This is a genomic window from Fibrobacter sp. (genome assembly GCA_024398965.1).
Lineage (GTDB): Bacteria > Fibrobacterota > Fibrobacteria > Fibrobacterales > Fibrobacteraceae > Fibrobacter.
In genome coordinates this window covers 146,977-164,385 of record JAKSIF010000006.1, presented here as the reverse complement: position 1 = coordinate 164,385, position 17,409 = coordinate 146,977, and the positions used below count along the sequence as shown (strand labels likewise).

General features: G+C 46.4%; 16 protein-coding genes. 9 read left to right on the top strand and 7 right to left on the bottom strand.

All coding sequences use genetic code 11. The features are described 5' to 3' along the window. The 3 genes from MJZ26_04735 to MJZ26_04725 all read right to left on the bottom strand — a co-directional run. Window positions 1-274, bottom strand: a 274-nt coding sequence (locus MJZ26_04735) for a hypothetical protein (protein ID MCQ2105081.1), incomplete at its 3' end; no start/stop codon positions are given. Between the two features lie 266 nt (window positions 275-540). Continuing rightward, the gene (locus MJZ26_04730; GenBank protein MCQ2105080.1) at window positions 541-2,148 is read right to left on the bottom strand and encodes a substrate-binding domain-containing protein; all 1,608 of its coding nucleotides are present in this window, start codon (window positions 2,146-2,148) and stop codon (window positions 541-543) included. 21 nt (window positions 2,149-2,169) lie between these two features. Beyond that, a complete protein-coding gene (locus MJZ26_04725) occupies window positions 2,170-3,204 on the bottom strand; it encodes an alcohol dehydrogenase (GenBank protein MCQ2105079.1) in 1,035 nt (344 codons plus the stop codon). 140 nt (window positions 3,205-3,344) lie between these two features. On the opposite strand from MJZ26_04725, the gene MJZ26_04720 reads away from it, so the two are divergent. Then, window positions 3,345-4,154 carry a hypothetical protein gene (locus MJZ26_04720; protein ID MCQ2105078.1) on the top strand — a complete coding sequence of 270 codons (810 nt, stop codon included), beginning with the start codon at window positions 3,345-3,347 and terminating at the stop codon, window positions 4,152-4,154. 41 nt (window positions 4,155-4,195) lie between these two features. Further along, a complete protein-coding gene (locus MJZ26_04715) occupies window positions 4,196-5,398 on the top strand; it encodes an SEC-C domain-containing protein (protein ID MCQ2105077.1) in 1,203 nt (400 codons plus the stop codon). 25 nt (window positions 5,399-5,423) lie between these two features. On the opposite strand, the gene MJZ26_04710 is transcribed toward MJZ26_04715, so the two are convergent. After that, window positions 5,424-6,752: an AAA family ATPase gene (locus MJZ26_04710; GenBank protein ID MCQ2105076.1), complete on the bottom strand. Its 1,329-nt coding sequence runs from the start codon at window positions 6,750-6,752 to the stop codon at window positions 5,424-5,426. A 220-nt stretch (window positions 6,753-6,972) separates the two neighbouring features. On the opposite strand from MJZ26_04710, the gene MJZ26_04705 reads away from it, so the two are divergent. From MJZ26_04705 to MJZ26_04695, 3 genes are all read left to right on the top strand, one after another. Continuing rightward, window positions 6,973-7,551: a hypothetical protein gene (locus tag MJZ26_04705; GenBank protein MCQ2105075.1), complete on the top strand. Its 579-nt coding sequence runs from the start codon at window positions 6,973-6,975 to the stop codon at window positions 7,549-7,551. A gap of 108 nt (window positions 7,552-7,659) precedes the next feature. Beyond that, complete coding sequence (locus MJZ26_04700) at window positions 7,660-8,412, top strand: nucleotidyl transferase AbiEii/AbiGii toxin family protein (GenBank protein MCQ2105074.1); 753 nt, start codon at window positions 7,660-7,662, stop codon at window positions 8,410-8,412. Window positions 8,413-8,417: 5 nt separating this feature from the next. Next, complete coding sequence (locus tag MJZ26_04695; GenBank protein ID MCQ2105073.1) at window positions 8,418-8,717, top strand: BrnA antitoxin family protein; 300 nt, start codon at window positions 8,418-8,420, stop codon at window positions 8,715-8,717. Window positions 8,718-8,764: 47 nt separating this feature from the next. Here MJZ26_04695 and MJZ26_04690 read toward each other — a convergent pair whose 3' ends face one another. Beyond that, window positions 8,765-9,997, bottom strand: coding sequence for a hypothetical protein (locus MJZ26_04690; protein ID MCQ2105072.1), 1,233 nt, complete (start codon window positions 9,995-9,997; stop codon window positions 8,765-8,767). Between the two features lie 861 nt (window positions 9,998-10,858). Here MJZ26_04690 and MJZ26_04685 point away from each other — a divergent pair. Beyond that, a complete protein-coding gene (locus MJZ26_04685) occupies window positions 10,859-11,074 on the top strand; it encodes a hypothetical protein (protein MCQ2105071.1) in 216 nt (71 codons plus the stop codon). Beyond that, window positions 11,074-11,478: a type II toxin-antitoxin system VapC family toxin gene (locus tag MJZ26_04680; protein MCQ2105070.1), complete on the top strand. Its 405-nt coding sequence runs from the start codon at window positions 11,074-11,076 to the stop codon at window positions 11,476-11,478. Before MJZ26_04685 ends, MJZ26_04680 begins: the two co-directional genes overlap by 1 nt. 248 nt (window positions 11,479-11,726) lie before the next feature. On the opposite strand, the gene leuS is transcribed toward MJZ26_04680, so the two are convergent. Continuing rightward, window positions 11,727-14,414: a leucine--tRNA ligase gene (gene leuS / locus MJZ26_04675; GenBank protein MCQ2105069.1), complete on the bottom strand. Its 2,688-nt coding sequence runs from the start codon at window positions 14,412-14,414 to the stop codon at window positions 11,727-11,729. Window positions 14,415-14,584: 170 nt separating this feature from the next. Next, window positions 14,585-15,364 carry a hypothetical protein gene (locus tag MJZ26_04670; GenBank protein ID MCQ2105068.1) on the bottom strand — a complete coding sequence of 260 codons (780 nt, stop codon included), beginning with the start codon at window positions 15,362-15,364 and terminating at the stop codon, window positions 14,585-14,587. Window positions 15,365-15,495: 131 nt separating this feature from the next. Here MJZ26_04670 and MJZ26_04665 point away from each other — a divergent pair, with 131 nt between their 5' ends. Together MJZ26_04665 and MJZ26_04660 are read left to right on the top strand one after the other, a co-directional pair. Continuing rightward, window positions 15,496-16,386 (top strand): PorT family protein, encoded by an 891-nt coding sequence (locus MJZ26_04665; GenBank protein ID MCQ2105067.1) that lies wholly within the window; start codon window positions 15,496-15,498, stop codon window positions 16,384-16,386. Window positions 16,387-16,495: 109 nt separating this feature from the next. After that, window positions 16,496-17,332: a hypothetical protein gene (locus tag MJZ26_04660; protein ID MCQ2105066.1), complete on the top strand. Its 837-nt coding sequence runs from the start codon at window positions 16,496-16,498 to the stop codon at window positions 17,330-17,332. The last annotated feature ends 77 nt before the right edge of the window (window positions 17,333-17,409 follow it).

Sequence of the window (17,409 nt, the reverse complement as noted above, 5' to 3'; positions counted from 1 at the left end):
TTGACGAGGCTGGGCTAGACTCACCGCCACTGTTCTTGTCTCCTGTAGACGAGCTGGATTTCGCAGAGGAAGAGCTGTTCGTAGTCGAAGACGAGACACTGCTGCTGGATTTGTCTCCATTGCCGTCACTGGTCCCGTCGCCGCTGCTCAGGATTTCGCTAGACGAGGATTCCTTTTCCGGTTCAACAAAGCTGCTGCTGTCGTCGTCACCGCAGGCGGTAAAGAACATGGTTGCCGCGAACAGGGCCAGGCAAAAAATTCTGAGCAGGTTCATTCAAATATCCTTGTCATAACTCGTTTGAAAAATAAGGCTATGTTCTATTAGAGTGTAAGACTGCCATTTTATGTTGAATTTACTGAAAAAATACTAAAAAATGGTCTAACCCAACAAAAATTAGGTTAGACCAAGTATCTAAGATACAGTTTTTAGGTAGGTAAATCTCAGTTTCTAATAGGGTGTGTTTTTTAGATAGTTATATTACATCTACACTTTGAAAGAACATAGCCAATTTTATTTTTGAACGTTACATAAGGGGCGTACTAGGAACGGGGATTTTTACCGAAAAATTCCTTGTAGCACTTGGTAAAATAGGAGGGAGCGGAGAACCCGACGCGGTAAGCCACCTCGGAAATACTAAGGCTCGGATCCTGCAAAAGCTCACTGGCCCGTTGCAGACGACGCTCGCGGATAATCTCCACAGGGGACTTCTGGGCCAAACTTTTCACCTTGCGGTACAGCTGAACGCGAGAAACGCACATTTCCTGGCTAATATCCTCTACGGAAAGAGTGGGGCTGTCCAGCTTTTCATCCACACAGGACAGGAATTTCTCCATAAATTCATTCTTTTGAGGGGTTTCTATGGACTTTTCCGGTTCAGTCGGCTGATTTTCGGTCAAAGTTTGGGTCGTAGCGTCCAAAAGTTGGTCTCTTTGTTCCTCAAGTTGGTCTCTTTGCTGTTCCACGCAGGCCTTTTCAGCATCAAGTTCCTCATTTTTGCGGATCAGTTCGTCATTTTTCTGGCGAAGTTCCTCATTCAGGCAGTCTTTTATACGATTTGCATGAATAATCAGGATCAAGAAAACGAAAACAACGCCTGTGAAAAGGCACATGGCAATGCTAAGCATGGTTTGAGTTTCCGATTCATCCTTGATTTTGCCAACCAGGTTGTGCATCTTGGCAATATAGCCCGCTCTTTTCTTGACTTCGCGGTACTGAAGCAGCAAAACATTGGCATTTTCCTTGGTAACAATGCTGGTTTCCAGTACATTGTTCTTTTCGTAAGGCTCCCCACGAAGAATCTTCAGGGCAAGGTCAATCAGCTCATCACCACAGGTGGGGTAAATGCCTGAAGCGATCAGCAGACCATCACGGACATTTTCCATACCGCCATCGGAAATAGGCAGGGCGTCCACACCCAAATACAGAACTTCATTTTTCTGTCCGTCCAACTGCCCGCGGGACGAAAGCACCTTGCGAGCCCCCAGGGCCATGCGGTCGTTATCCCCAAAAACCAGGTCGATGGGGCCATCATAATACTTGAGGATTTCCTCCATGGCCTTGGCACCGGATTCTTCCTTCCAGTCGCCCTCAGCGTAACCTACGATTTTCAAATCAGGATATTTCTTGATGGCATCCGCAAAACCCTGATGGCGCTCCTTAGCCGGCGAAGAACCCTTGAGGCCACCGATTTCGGCAATGTTTCCCTTGCCCTTCAACTGAGCCGCCGCAAACTCCCCCATCATGTTTCCGATGGCGTAATTGTCTGCACCCATGAACGCCGTAAATTCCACGTCGTTCATCTTGCGGTCATAAAGGATCACAGGCACCTTCATATCCTGGGCCCGCTTCATGCTTCCAGAAAGGCCCTTCACCTGATTAGGCGAAACAATCAGGATATCCAATCCTGTATCCAAAAGAGAATCAATCTGACGGCTCTGCTGTACATCATCATCGTCGGCAAAGGCCATACGGATTTCCACATCCTCGTTAAAATAGGAAGCTAGAACCAGCTCATCCTTCAGTTGGTAACGCCAATCCGTCAGCGAACACTGGGAAATACCAATCACATACTTACGATCATGACTGCCACAGCCCAAAAGAATCGCGCACGCAAACGCAACAAATAACGCCCAAAAAAATTTCTTCATGTTTTCAATATACAATAAATTTTAGCTGCAAATAGCAACCTTAATCACGCCGTCCAGCTTGTTTTCGAAAATGCGGTAGGCTTCCTCGATTTCTGCCAGAGGGAACTTGTGGGTAATTAGCGGAGTTGTGTCGATTTTCCCCTGTTCTATGAGGGAAAGGATTTCGGCACAGTCGCAACCGTCAACGCCACCGGTCTTGAACGTGAGATTCTTGCCGTACATTTCCGGCAGCGGTAAAGCCATGGGCTTATTGTAAAGGGCCACCACCGTCACGATGGCGTTGGGTCTTGCGCATTCCCAGGCCATGCGGAAAGTCTCTTCGGTGCCTGCCACTTCCAGCACAACGTCGGCACCGCCATGGGCGCTTTCCCTTTGCACCACCGCGTCACATTCCTCCGGCGTAGTCACAATCACCTGGGGATAATGCTTGCGCACAAATTCGCGACGCATTTCATCCTTTTCGCAAACGATAATCTTCGCCGGATTCTTCAGCATCACGCAAAGCAGCGTGCAAATGCCCGTGGGGCCAGCGCCAATGATTAGCACCGTATCCTCGGTCTTGATTTCAGAAATGCGGGCGGCCCAGAAACCTGTAGCCAGCACATCGCCTACAAAAAGTGCCTGTTCGTCGCTGACGGAATCAGGAATCTTGTTCAGACCCTGATCTGCAAAAGGCACCCGCACAAATTCCGTCTGACCGCCATCAATGCGGCAGCCCAAAGCCCAGCCGCCGTTCTTGTCGATGCAATTGTTGACGAAACCGTTCTTGCAGAAAAAACATTCCCCGCAAAAAGTTTCCACATTCACCGTCACGCGGTCGCCAGCCTTCACGTTCTTCACATCATCACCGACGGATTCCACAACACCCACCATCTCGTGGCCTACGGTAATTCCCGGCACCGCCCGTGGCACAGAACCATGCTTGATGTGCAAGTCACTGGTGCAGATGCTCCCCATGGTCACACGAACAATGGCATCCCTCGGCCCCTGCAATTCAGGCTTCGGCTTTTCTACCAGTTCAAATTTCTTGTGTTCTTTATAAACGTAGGCTTTCATAATCAAAACTCAAAATACCACATTTCTATAGCGGTTCGTATTTACTCATGTAGAGAAATATATCAAAGCTTTCGTGCAGAGAATTTTCAACACATCGTAAAACTTTAATATTTTTAAATCGTAAGTTAAAGGAGTTCTCTATGTCCAAGATTTGGCTCGGATTACTTGGCGTTGTTTCCATGTCCATGCTCATGGCCTGCGGCGATTCCAGTTCCACAAGCGCAGATAAAAATTCCGAAAACGACACAGAATCCTCCAGCAGCATCGGAGGAAATTCCGACAAGCCAACTTCATCTTCCGGCACATCGGTCGAAGCACCAGCCAACGGCTACGACGCAGAGGCAGGCATCCTCACAGACTCCCGTGACCGCAAAAAATACAAGGTGGTGAAAATCGGCAACCAAATCTGGATGGCCGAAAACCTGGACTACGAATACAACGGTAACGAAGAAAGCTGGTGCCCGAACCACAGCCTCTCCGGATGCAACACCTACGGCCACCTTTACACTTGGGAAGCCGCCAACAAGGTCTGCCCCGAAGGCTGGCACTTGCCCAGTCAAGAGGAATTTGAAGTTCTTCTCAAGTTCGCAAGCTCCGACGTAGAAACCGACGAAGATGACGTCAAGACATGGCTCGGAGCTGGCCTCGCCCTGAAGGCTACCGAAGGCTGGTACACCGCCGCCGGCTCCTCCAATCGCGATCCTGACATGGGCACAGACGGCAACGGCCTCGACACCTACGGCTTTGCCATCGTTCCCGCAGGCCAGTACAATCCCGCAGACATGAACTTCGCCGGCATAAAGCACTCTGCCGCCCTCTGGTCCTCCACCGAAGTGGAAGATTTCATCGCCTACTCCCCCATCGCCTACAACGACCGCAGCATCATCAAGGGCGGAAACAACGACATCGACCTGGGCCTTTCCGTACGCTGCATACTGACGGAAGAGTAGAGAACTTTTTTCAAAATGGAGTAAGTTTCTAAGATTGCACCATGAACATAAATTTAGGCTTTGAGCTCAACCAGTTTATTTTCGATTCTCCATTCTGCATCCATAAGGAAGCACCAAAGCAGGGGATGTTGCATTCCCTGCTGAACAATTTGCACAGGCCAGAAATTCAGCAGATTTACGAAAATGTCGCTCCCTTTTGGCATACCGGCGAGGCTCCCGACACATATTTCACAAAGTTCGAATACATGATGTGGCTGGAGCGCAATCTTCACAAGACAGCCGAAGCCTTCGTAACTTACGAAAGCCCGTTCATGATCTCCTTTTGGCTTATGTTCATGGATTATAAAAACGAGGAGTCCTTCAACCAGGAATGCAAAAAAATGAACAAGGGCCAAGCCGCCCGCGATGTTTTCGCAGAGAAGATTTTGTATCTGGCAGAAATGGGTCTGCTCTATCTTTATGGCAAAGATCCTGACCACTTAAAGGCGTATTTGCCCCATGAACTTTTGCAGAACATCGTGAAAAACGCCCCATCCAAAGAAATGGTGGGGTTCGCGGATTATTGCAAGGTTGCAGCCAATCTTTACGGCGTAGCGACCGCTTCCGATATCGCAGACTTATGGAACCGTGACCACGAGACGCAATTCACAGGCGCGGATATAAGCAAGCACATTGAATGGTGTTCCCAAGCTTCCAAATTCTTCCACTTTTTCAACGGCGGATTAACCGATTATAGAATTGAATTCGGCGATGAAATTACAGAAATCATGAACGGGCAACAAGGAAAGCCTATATACCAACCAAACCACGAAGAAATCGAGCATTGGGCTTTTTCGCCCATGGACCTCAACGCACACACTCTCGAATACGAAAAGCTGTACAAGGCTATCAAACAATTTACCGACCCCTCTACGGCCCTGGACGCCTCGTCATATTTACTGGAGGCATGCATCCGCGGTAAAAATCCCTTCAGAGAAATTGAATTCCTGCGGACGGAATTCAGCATTGAATTCAAGGACATCAACGAAGTTGAAAAAGTACTTAGGCCCCTGCAAGATTTCAACAACAATTGCAGAATGTGGGTCAACCTGGGATACACGCCTCTCACCATGCCAAAAAAGTCAAGCGCAGCCCCATTCAACATTCCCACCCAAAGCGATGTTCCAAAAGTCGGTCGCAACGACCCATGCCCCTGCGGCAGCGGCCTAAAGTTCAAGAAGTGCTGCGGCAAAAACATGAGCTAACAATAAAGTTCGTAGACAGAACTCGTCACAGGAACTGTGCAAAATACGCAGGGAGCAATTGGGTCGCCCCATCTTTTTGATAATCCTTTGTATAAATCAAATAGCGATTCCCTACGCGGTTTGAATATTTTTCACAAAAAGCATCAAGCGAAGCGTGTGCTTTATGACTCGAAGATTTAACCTCAATAGGGCAAATCTTATTCCCGCGGGACAACAAAAAATCAACTTCGTAATTATGACCACTAGACGGATTCAAGAATGTATGGTAATAAAGTTGATTACCATTAGCCGCCAATGTCTGGGCAATTACATTTTCATAAAGGTAGCCCAAATTCACATTCGACTTGTCGCTTAGCAATTTTTCATAAATCGTATTTTCAGTAAAATCTTTATCTAAAAAGACCAGCGTTGTAAACAATCCTATGTCGGCAACAAACAACTTAAACAGATTTGGATCCTTGTTGTTAGCAAGCCCAACATTAGGGTCATTGGCATGATACGCAATTAGTACCGTTTTGGATTCCACCAACATCGAAAGAAGCGGAGCAATGCTATCAGCCCGTTCATTGTGCAACACGCTAGAAACCTGATAACGTCTTGCATTCTTGTTCAACTGCGCAGGGATATTCTTAAAAAGATCCGTTATTCGTCCGGTCTCGTCAAGCTTGAAAAAGTCATCTTGGTAAAGCTTTAAAATTCCACGCTTGACATAATCCACCTTTTTCAAGTCATTCGTTTCAAGATAAGATTCTACCGCCATAGGCATTCCTCCAACAAGCATGTATAATCTAAAATCACGCATCAACTTGCGGTGAGCGATACCCACAGGCTCCCGATTATCAAAAACTTTTCTCAACAAGGGAACCGTCCCCTTCTTGCCGATGGCCCACAAGAATTCCTCATAATCCATCGGGAACATCTCTATCCGTTCTTCTTCACTTGGAATCAGGATGTCCTTTACATTTTTCTTTATAGAAATAAGAGACCCCGTTTCGATATAATCGTAGCGACCATCCTTTACCAGGTGCTTAATGGCCTGCCTAGCCCTTGGGCAAAACTGAACTTCGTCAAAAACAATAAGCGTATTCCGAGCTTCAAACGAAACCCCATAAATAAGCTGAAGCTGCAAAAAGATTCTGTTCAAATCCGACAAATCGTCAAATAGAGAAATCACCGCCTTAGACGCAACAGTGAAGTCGATAATCAAGTGAACCGCATACTCGTTTTTTGCAAATTCTTCTACGATGGTAGACTTTCCAATACGACGAGCCCCTTCAACCAGAAGGGCGGTTCTCCCACCGGAATTTCGTTTCCATTCGACCAGCTTATTATAAATTTTGCGCTTAAAGATCATAGCCAACCACAGAATCGTTAAATTTTATTCTCAAAATATACACAAAATCGTCAAATTTCAAAACACCAGTTTCTGCAAATTCGTTAAAAACTCAAAAAAACCTTCAAGATTGGAAAAGGAATCTGTCAAAAGGCCCAACAATTCTTCGATTTTCTCAAAAGTTATACAAATTTCTACGGCACATTTATAAATATGCCGTAGATTTTTGTATATTATAGTCATGATTGAATATGATGGCAAAAAATTCGGCAATACCGAAGGATACCTCCTCCGCGATTCCATGGGAACATACCAATACCGCCAAACTTTGCAAAAAGTCAAGACCGGAGAGATGATTCGCATGCGCGCAGGCGTATTCGCCCCGGTAGAATCACTGGCAAACACAATGATCGATATCGAAAAAGTGATTCCCGGAGGAACACTATGCATGTATTCCGCGTGGTTCCATTATAACTTGACAACTCAAATTCCTTCAGAATATTGCGTCGCCATTCCACGGAAACGAAAAATTGTCCTGCCGGAATTTCCCGCATTTGAACTGTACTACTGGACAGACAAACTATTCGATTTTGGCATCTGCAAAACAGAAATCGGGAGCTACACTATTCAAATAACCGACCTGGAAAGATCCGTTTGTGACGCCATCAAGTACAGGAACAAAATCGGCCTTGACCTTAGCACAGAAATTCTCCGAACCTACCTCCAGAGAAACGACCGAAGTATTTCAAGGTTGCTGGATTACGCCAAAAAATTGAGAGTCGAATCAACCATAAAAAAATACCTAGAGGTATCGCTCTAAATGGTCAAGTTTATAGACAAGTCCATTCGCTGTAGACTCCTAGACCTTACAAAGAAACAAGGCCTCAACTATCAGCAAGTTCTCATTCGCTTTGTACACGAAAGGCTTTTGTACAGGCTCTCTATCAGTGCATTCAAAAATTCACTTTTCCTAAAAGGTGGATCTCTTTTATTCGCTTATGAGAAATTCAGTTCAAGACCAACTGTTGATGTAGATTTTCTCGGGCACAACATTTCATCCGATAAAAAACACATCAAAGACGTATTTTCAAACATCTGCACACAGCCCTGCTCAGAAGACGGGTTGGTTTTCGACAACGAAAATATTCTTGTTGATGACATTATGATAAACAAGGAGTACAAGGGCGTTAGAGTACAGCTGACAGCCCACCTCGACACCATCGTCCAAAGAATTTCCATCGACATCGGTTTTGGAGATATCATAACCCCAAATCCAGTACAAATCACATATCCCGCGCTTCTGTCAGGAATTCCCGAAACAATTTTGCTTTCCTATTCCCTAGAAACAGTTATTGCTGAAAAATTTCACGCAATGATTGTATTGGAAGAAGAAAATAGTCGAATGAAGGATTTCTTCGACATGTACCAAATTTTTTCTAAGCAAACCGTTGATTCAAAAATTTTGCAATCCGCCATCAGAAATACATTTAGAAACAGAAATACAAGCCTTCCCAAACAAGTAATCGCCTTCACCGACAAGTTCGCAGAAGACCCAACTAGAATCCGCTTTTGGGAGGGCTTTCTCCGGCGAATTAAGTGGAAGGAGCCCCTCGACTTCAAGGATGTCATAACCCTTATTCGAGAACGACTTCAACCAATACTAAATGAAATCAATGGGTAGAGAACATGTACAAAAGCCCTAGCAAGGAAATCGTTCAGGCATTGGATGCCGTCATTGAAATTGAAGACTTTCTTCCTCCTCCTGCAGAACTTGCGAAAAGAGAGAAGAAAGAAAAAATCACAATTCAGCTAGATTCTGCTTGCGTGCAATTTTTCAAGGACGCCGCAGAAAAGAGCGGATCAAAGTACCAAACGCTTATTAACGCCGTCTTGGTAAAATATGTGGAGCACTACTCAAAGCCGAAAAGTGTTCGTCATAAACCGATGATGATTTCGGACGTTCACAGCCCCAAGTACGGCGTTTAAAAAGAACACCCTGAAGCCTTAACTTCAAGGTGTTATCTTTCAATTAGCTATTCCCCATCCCATTCCCCCGTTACCGTCACATTCCCCTGATCATCCATTTTATACGAATAAGAATGATCTAAATCCCAAACTTGTTCACCTTCATGTACCTCACATTTAGTATCTAAAAACACTTCGTTATCACGTTTTTGCAATTGTAAATAGAAATCTTTTGACAATTGAATATCGATACATTTTTGCACACCATTTTCATAGGAATAATGTTCCTTTGTATACTCGGTTGCTGCTACAAGCATTTTAGCCTTCACTTCATTTATAAAATCATCCGTAATTTTTACCGAATCCTGCATAGACCCGATAGAATTCGCATTATTTTCTTCTAACAAGCAAATGATATTTCTTCGACTCCCAGAATAAAAGGACACAACAGGATTCAGATATTCCTCAACTTCAGGATATTCGCGGATAAATTTTAAAACGGCACCATCCACCCCCGTTTCGGCATGATCATTAATTTTTCGAAAGCCATCCGGACATACAAGATTACTACCCCAATTACACGAGTCTCTTCCTGCGATGCGATCTAGGGAGACCTTTTCAGAAATTCCATATGCATTTTCAGGCCAATACGCAAATTTGACCCCATTGGGAAGCGTAAGCATATTCACACTTACAAGTTTCTTTATAACAAAATAGCCGTACCCCTGACGCTGATAGTAATCTTCTACTACGGGCAATGGACATCTAAAAAATTGTATTCCAGCCCTACTTGTAGTATCCCTCGAATTCGTATTAACCCATTTACTGTCAAAAGTCCATATTTCCTTTTCCTCCATAATTTTGCTAACGTCAATTAACGGTTTTATAAACACATGGTCGGAATAAATGAAATTAAGAATATTTTCTATTTGTTTTTGACTGAAAATGTAATCTCCAAGGCTTACGGAAGAGATTTTAAACGACGTCCCGTTAGCTTCTATAATAAACTGCACCAAAAATTTATTTGGAGAACCATTACTGTCATAACGAAGATGCGGGCGAAAGAATATAGGGAAAGCAACATCTATATTCCCTCTCATTTCAACAACCTTCACCCCCTTTGCCGTAACAAAATAACGCCATTCAGTGCTACCAAAGGAATTATCAAAAGCCTGGCCTATGGTTATATTATTATAGCCAAATAAAGTTCCGTTTTTGATTAATTTAATCTCGGGAGACTCATCTTTGCAGCCCAAAAGACTTAACGCAAGGATAAATAAAGCTAGAAAACCTTTTTTCATTTTTTCTCCATTAATATTTACTTAGTAAGAGCCTCCCCCCCATTCCGCAAAGAACCACATCTATTTTCAGGAAACAAAAAAAGGACGTGGATCGCTGCATTTACCAAAGCGGGGCTATCGACTGCCTCTAAACGATAAACGCAAACGACCCACGCCCCGAAAGGGCTGTTGCCCATGGCTTATACAGCCAAAAGACCAGCTTAAAAAAGCCGGTACAGCAAACTGAAACATACCGCGCAAAACGGCATGCTTGCGTGAGCGCTCGCCTTGTCCTCGTTTAGATGAAATTGTCGATATTTCGCTTCGGGAACAAGAGCAAAAACTCTATTTTCAATTTAAAGATAAATAAAAACAGGCTAAACAGGTTAAACTTGCCTCAGCAAAAACCTTATTTTCGGCCTAAATTCATTCAAACGCCATTATTTTCAAGGTTTTCTTATTCCAAAACGGAAGTAACTTGACTATAAACCTAAAAATAGGTATATCTTGTTTCATCGGACTGGTCAAAAGACCCAGGTCCATCTTTGGCGAGGAAGTTCCGCGCCTTTTTTTGTACTCACCCATGAACCAAAGACTCCAAAAGGGAGAATAATTTTTCGCCTGCGACTCCCTACAATTTTAAGCAATAAAAATTGCAAATTACGAGGTTCAAATTGGCTTTTTTGAGTAAATTTCAAGATTTCTCGTAAATCACCTCGTAAAAAAGCTCGTAATTTCCTCGTAGATTGAAGAAAAATACGAGGTTCAAACATCTATTAGCAAGACATCTTCTTCAATGTCGCCTTTTGTCTTCTCCCTCAACAATCTCAGCTTGCCTGCGTCCTAATTTTATTATATATTCGTCCTGATAAGGAGGTCTATATGCCGTTTGAACTGCTTGAAGAAAAAATTCGTACAATCCCTGCGGAATACGAACAGGAAATCGAAGCTTTCCTGGATTCAATCCTTTTGCGCATCGCACAAAATGAGAAAGCTTCTAGCAAACGTAAATTCGGCATGGCAAAAGGGGAGTTGCGTTATCCTGACAACATTGATTCCTGCAACGACGAAATTGCAGAAATGTTCGGGGTAAACTAATGAAAGTACTGATAGACACCCACATTGTCTTATGGTACCTAAACGGAGACGAAAAACTTTCCGAACAAGCTAAACAAATTATTGATGATCCGAATAACGACATTTTCGTCAGCAGTGTTTCTATTTGGGAAATTGAAATTAAGCACATCATCCGTCCCAACGAAATGATGTGTTCCGGTGCCGATGTAGCATCCAAATGCAAGCAAGCAGAATTCATAGAGTTGCCTTTACGAAGCGGTCATGTAAAATTGCTGCACACACTAAATCGTAAAGCAGAAGCACCAGCTCATAAAGATCCATTTGACAAGATTCTCATTTCACAGGCAAAAGCCGAGGGAATGACGTTCTTGACGCACGATTCCTTACTAGCTGATTACGAAGAACCTTGCGTGCTTACTGTATAATAAATCTTCTCCTAACAAGAAACACCCTGAAGCGTTGAACTTCAGGGCGTTTTTATTTGCTAGATCCTGCTCCTTCGAACCTAAGAATTGTAGAGCAACAAGTTGCCAACAATTCTATATCGACTTCGCGCCGACGGCGCTTCGCTCAGGGCGGACAGCACTTGGCAACTTGTTGCCTTAGTGCGCATGGTCCCCGCAGGGGGAATGACACGCAAGGAGCGGAGCTTTACCGCTCCCGCGGCGATCCACTATTTAACAACGATATTCACCAGCTTGCCCGGAACAGCGATGACCTTAACAACGGTCTTGCCGTTGGTAAACTCCTGAACGCGTTCGTTAGCCATGGCGAGGGCTTCCAAAGCAGCCTTGTCCATGTCCTTAGCGACATTTGCCTTGGCGCGGAGCTTGCCGTTCACCTGGAACACGACTTCGACGGTGTTTTCCACAGCCTTGCTTGCGTCGGCTTCAGGCCATGCCACGTTGGTGAGGGAACCTTCGTGGCCGAGGATGCTCCACATTTCTTCAGCGATGTGGGGTGCAAAGGGCTGCAGGAGCTTTACGAAGGTTTCGCAAGGTTCGCGGTAGCGCTTGTCCATCTTCATCATTTCGTTGTTGAAGATCATCAGCTGGCTGATAGCGGTATTGAAGCTCATGTTTTCAATGTCGCTTGTGACCTTGATGATGGACTGGTGCATAATCTTCTGGATTTCCTCCGGAGCGGCTTCGTCAACGAAGACGGGAGCTGCATCGTCGTCACCCACCACAGAACGCCATGCGCGGCCCAGGAAGCGGTTCATGCCTTCGATGCCCTTGGTCTGCCAAGGCTTCACGGCATCCAGAGGACCCATGAACATTTCGTACAAACGAAGGCTGTCTGCACCGTAGTCGCGAACCACGTCATCCGGGTTCACAACGTTCTTCAGGGACTTACTCATCTTGGCAACGATCTGCTTCAGTTCGATGTCGGTACCCTTCTTGAAGAATTTACCGTTCTTTTCTTCCACTTCGTCGGTGGGAACCTTGGAGCCGGCTGCGTCTTCGTAAGCGAAGGCAAGAATCATACCCTGGTTAAAGAGCTTTTGGAAGGGTTCGTCGGTAGAGACGAGGCCCAGGTCGAAGAGGACCTTGTGCCAGAAACGGCTGTACAGCAAGTGGAGCACAGCGTGTTCTGCACCGCCCACATACAGGTCGACGGGCATCCAGTACTTTTCGAGTTCCTTGGCCAGGAATGCGTCACCGTTGCAGGCGTCGATATAGCGGAGGTAGTACCAGCAGGAACCAGCCCACTGCGGCATGGTGTTGGTTTCGCGAACGCCCTTGCGGCCGTTAGCGTCAACCACGTTCAGCCATTCGGTTGCGTTGGCCAGCGGAGACTGACCGCCGTCACCCGGCTTGTAGTCCTGCAGGTCCGGCAGCTGCACGGGGAGTTCTGCATCATCGACGGTAGAGATTTCGCCATCTTCCCAGTGGATGATGGGGAACGGTTCGCCCCAGTAGCGCTGACGGCTGAAAAGCCAGTCGCGGAGCTTGTAGTTCACGGTAGCCTTACCGATCTTGTTGGCTTCCAGCCATTCGATGACCTTAGCCTTGCCAGCTTCCTTGTTGAGGCCGTTGAGGCAGAGGGTGTCGTTCTGGCTGTTGATGTAGGTGCCGTCGGCAGCCCAGCATGCTTCGCCAGCGAGAACCTGGGGCTTCACGTCTTCCGGGCAGCTTGCGTCCGGTTCCATGATGCAAATGACAGGCAGGTTAAACTTCTTTGCGAATTCGAAGTCGCGGGTATCGTGGGCAGGCACAGCCATGATAGCGCCGGTACCGTAGCCAGTCAAAACGTAGTCAGCCACCCAAACCGGAATCTTGGTGCCGGTCAGCGGGTTGATGGCGTAGGAGCCAGAGAATACGCCGGTCTTTTCCTTGGCGAGTTCGGTACGGTCCAAATCGCTCTTGAGGGCGGCGGCGTGAACGTAGGCTTCCACAGCTTCCTTCTGTTCCGGAGTAGTGAGGGTCGGAACCAGCTTGTGTTCAGGAGCCACCACCATGTAGGTTGCGCCAAACAGGGTATCGCAACGGGTGGTATAAACGCGGAGCTTGTTTTCGGTGGGCTTGCCGTTTGCATCAGCGATGGCGAAATCCACTTCTGCACCCTGGCTCTTACCGATCCAGTTCTTCTGCATGTCCTTCACGCCCTGGGGCCAGTCAAGCTTGTCGAGGCCCTTCAGCAAGCGGTCGCCGTAATGCGGGATGCGCATGAGCCACTGCTTTAGGTTACGGCGTTCCACTTCCTTGGTGCCGCACTTTTCGTGAGAACCGTCGTTCAGAACTTCTTCGTTAGCGCAAACAATCTTGCAGTGCTTGCACCACCAGACCTGAGCGTCGGCGTAGTAAGCGAGACGCTTGGAATCCTTGAACTTGCGAACTTCGGCAGCACCCTGAGCCTGAACATCGGCGGGAATGGGCAGTTCTTCAATGGGGCGGCCCTTCTGCTGGACCTCATCGAACCAAGTGCCGTAAAGGCGCTTGAAGATCCACTGAGTCCACTTGTAGTACTTCGGGTCGGTGGTGTTCACTTCCTTTTCCCAGTCGTAAGAAAGACCGAGGCGCTGGATCTGACGACGGAAATTGTCGCAGTTCTTCTTGGTGGTAATTGCCGGATGGGTACCGGTCTGAATTGCATACTGTTCAGCAGGGAGACCGAAGGCATCCCAACCCATGGGGTGCAAGACGTTGAAACCCTTGGAACGCTTGTAGCGGCAAATGATATCCGTTGCGGTGTAACCTTCGGGGTGACCAACATGGAGGCCTGCGCCACTGGGATACGGGAACATGTCCAGGCAGTAGAACTTGGGCTTGGACTGGTCGGTGCCAGTCTTGAAGGTCTGATGTTCAGCCCAGTAAGCCTGCCACTTGGTTTCAATTTCTTGCGGATTGTACTTTGCCATTTTTAAGATACCTCTTGCGAACCATCCAGGAAGCTAGATCCTTCGACTTCATGCCTACGGCATTTCGCTCAGGATGACACGCGGGATAAATTTTACGGCGGAAATTTAGAAAAAAAGGAATCCCGCCTAGCAGGACTCCCTTTTTTGTAAGCACATAAACCACTCTGTTGTTATTCTTCCTTGCATTCGCCATTAGCAGCAAGTTGGCAAACGGGTTCCCATTCTCCCGCTTCTGTGTAGACATACTTTACGCTGGTTCCCGCCAATCCAAGGGAGCCTTCGTTTTCCGATGGTCTATAAACAACGCAAGTATCCCCCACCTTCGTATCTTCCTTGGTGCACTGTTCACTTACACTGGGGCCAGCAGGTTTTCCCGTTTCCTTCCACACGCCGTCATTGCAAATAAAATAATAGTCCGTATGAAATCGGCCGCTATAAACGGTAAAAGTATCCACCACACCTTCGTTTTCTGCAGTACAGGATTCTACAGGTCCACGATATTCCGTCTTCACCCATTCGCCTTCAACACAGTGATAGTACAGGTCTTCCGCTAGAACATGACCCTCTTGGTATCTCAAAATTGTATCACTTACGGTCTTGTATTGTCCCTCTTCCTCAGATGAACATGTTTCTACAGGTCTCTCACGACACAATAGAGGATTCAATACGCAAAAAGCTTCCTCTTCACTTATAGCAGTCCAAGTTCCTGACTTACAGAGGTAATCCGTCTCACCATTTTCATCCACAATTCCTACAACTCGTCCATCTAAACCATCTTCGCATGAACCTAGTATTTCAAGATCTTCACTTGGAATAGAAGAATCACCTAATTGAGAATTGTCCTTTGCACCTGCGGACGAATCATCGCCGCATGCACATATCACAATGGAAGACGCAACAACCAGAGCCACATAGGCAAGGCCTCGCCAAATAAGACATATATTGCGCATAAAAACTCCTTTAAAACCTATTCCCAAATATACACAAACAGCTAATTTTATGTTCCAACACTCTCAAAAAAAATTATAATTCAAATATGCACGCCACAAAGTTTTCTTTTATCATTTCTTTATTAATCCTTTTGTCCGGGAACACCTTTGCCCAAGGCGTTTTTGAGGGCACCGGAGAAGAAAGCGCATCAAACTGCGTTGGCGATGGTTGTGGAGTAGAATATCCTAACCAAGAGCAATCCAACGAATCCTACCAGGATCCTGCACAAGATGCCATCCAGGATTCCACGAATGTTGCCGTAGCTGACTCCTCTGTACAAGACTCTTCCGCTGCCGATTCCACAAAAAATAACGTAATTGATATGGACGACGAAGAGGATTCACGAGATTATTTTGTAACTGAATCCAAAAACGACTACCAGGCCCGCAAAGAAGGCTTCGCTCGTAAAATCCAATTCGGCGTCCGCGCAGGCCTTGGCGCAAATACCGCCTTCGGAAAAAAATCCAGCGGTTGGAAAATCGGTTTCGACGGGAACATTGGTTTTTCTGCAGCGCTCCCTGTTTCTAGGGACTTTAGCGTCCAGGCAGGTATAGACTATACCTACAGGCGCTACAATTACGAACATGATTCGGACTACGGTCATAACGAAGCTCTTATCACCGAAATGCTCTTTGAAATTCCAGTCATGATCCGATACGCCATTGTTGACGACGGCTTCTATCTGGGGCTTGGTGGCGATATCGGTTTAAAGATGCAGGGGGATTCCGAATTCCGTCAGACCATCGACACCAAGGATCGTCACGCCAAGGAAAAACGCAGCAACACCATGCCCACGGAAGGTGTTGAAATCGGAGCTGTTGCAGACCTTCAGTTCGTTGTAAACAAGCACTTTATCATTGATCTTAGGGTCGTCCAGAATTTCTCCAACCTGCTGGCAACCAACCTTCTTGCAGAATCTTCCTTGAAAGGTTCCAACATTATGACTTTCCACCCGTCCCTGGGTGTGTCATTTATGCTCTAAACAGGCCAAAACAGCCGGTTTTTGGTAAACTTTTTTTTCAACACTCTTTTTACACGAAGAATCTAGTTTTAGGGCGGAGAATATACAGTTCGTTTATTATTATTTGACCATGAATTTCAAGAAATTTGCAAGCATAGCCTCAGTTGCACTGGCTTTCGCCCTCCCCACCTGGGCTCAGGATTCTGATTCCGATGACGAATGGGCTTCTGCAGCAAGTGCCCCCGAAGCAACTGCCGAAGAAGCTCCCGCCGAAGAAGGAGCCACCTACGACGGCTCCGCAGATAGCGAATTTGCCGACGACGAGGAATACGCCAGCGCCTATGCCAAGTACAAGGCTGAAGGCACAAAGAAAGCCGATATCAACAAGCAGCGCAACGAAGGCTTCTCCCGTTCTGTGCTTCTAGGTGTCCGCGCCCAAGTCGGTACAAACACCTTCTTTGGTGAAAATTCCGATGGCTGGAACATGGGTTTCCAGGGCGGTGCAGGTCTTATGCTCAAGATGAATTTGGGCGTCAAGAACTTGAGCCTGGTTCCTGAACTGACTTTCAACTATCGTTACTACACCTACGAAAAGGACATGGAGATTTACACCAACGAAGCCTCCATCGACATTTTCATGTTCGAAATTCCGGTTATTGTACGCTACACATTCGAAGATCTTGGTGTCTACGTAGGCCTTGGCGTCAACTTGGGCCTCAAGCTGAATGGAACATCCGAATTCAGCAGCAGTGGCGGAACTCGTGAAAATACGGTGGCCACATCCGGCATGGAAGTGGGCGGTGCCTTGGACATCGGTTACATGCTCACCCGCTGGGTTAGCGTCGACATTCGAGCCGTTCAATGCTTTACCAGCCTGCTGAACAAGACCTTGGTTGCAGAAGAAACCTTCTACGAATCTTCCCTGAATACCTTTAGTCTTACCGCCGGCGTGAACTTCATGTTCTAGCCAAGTAAAAATTTGAGATAGAAAAGGCCTGCAGTTTTACTGCAGGTCTTTTTATTTTAACTGACGGCGCCCCGAAA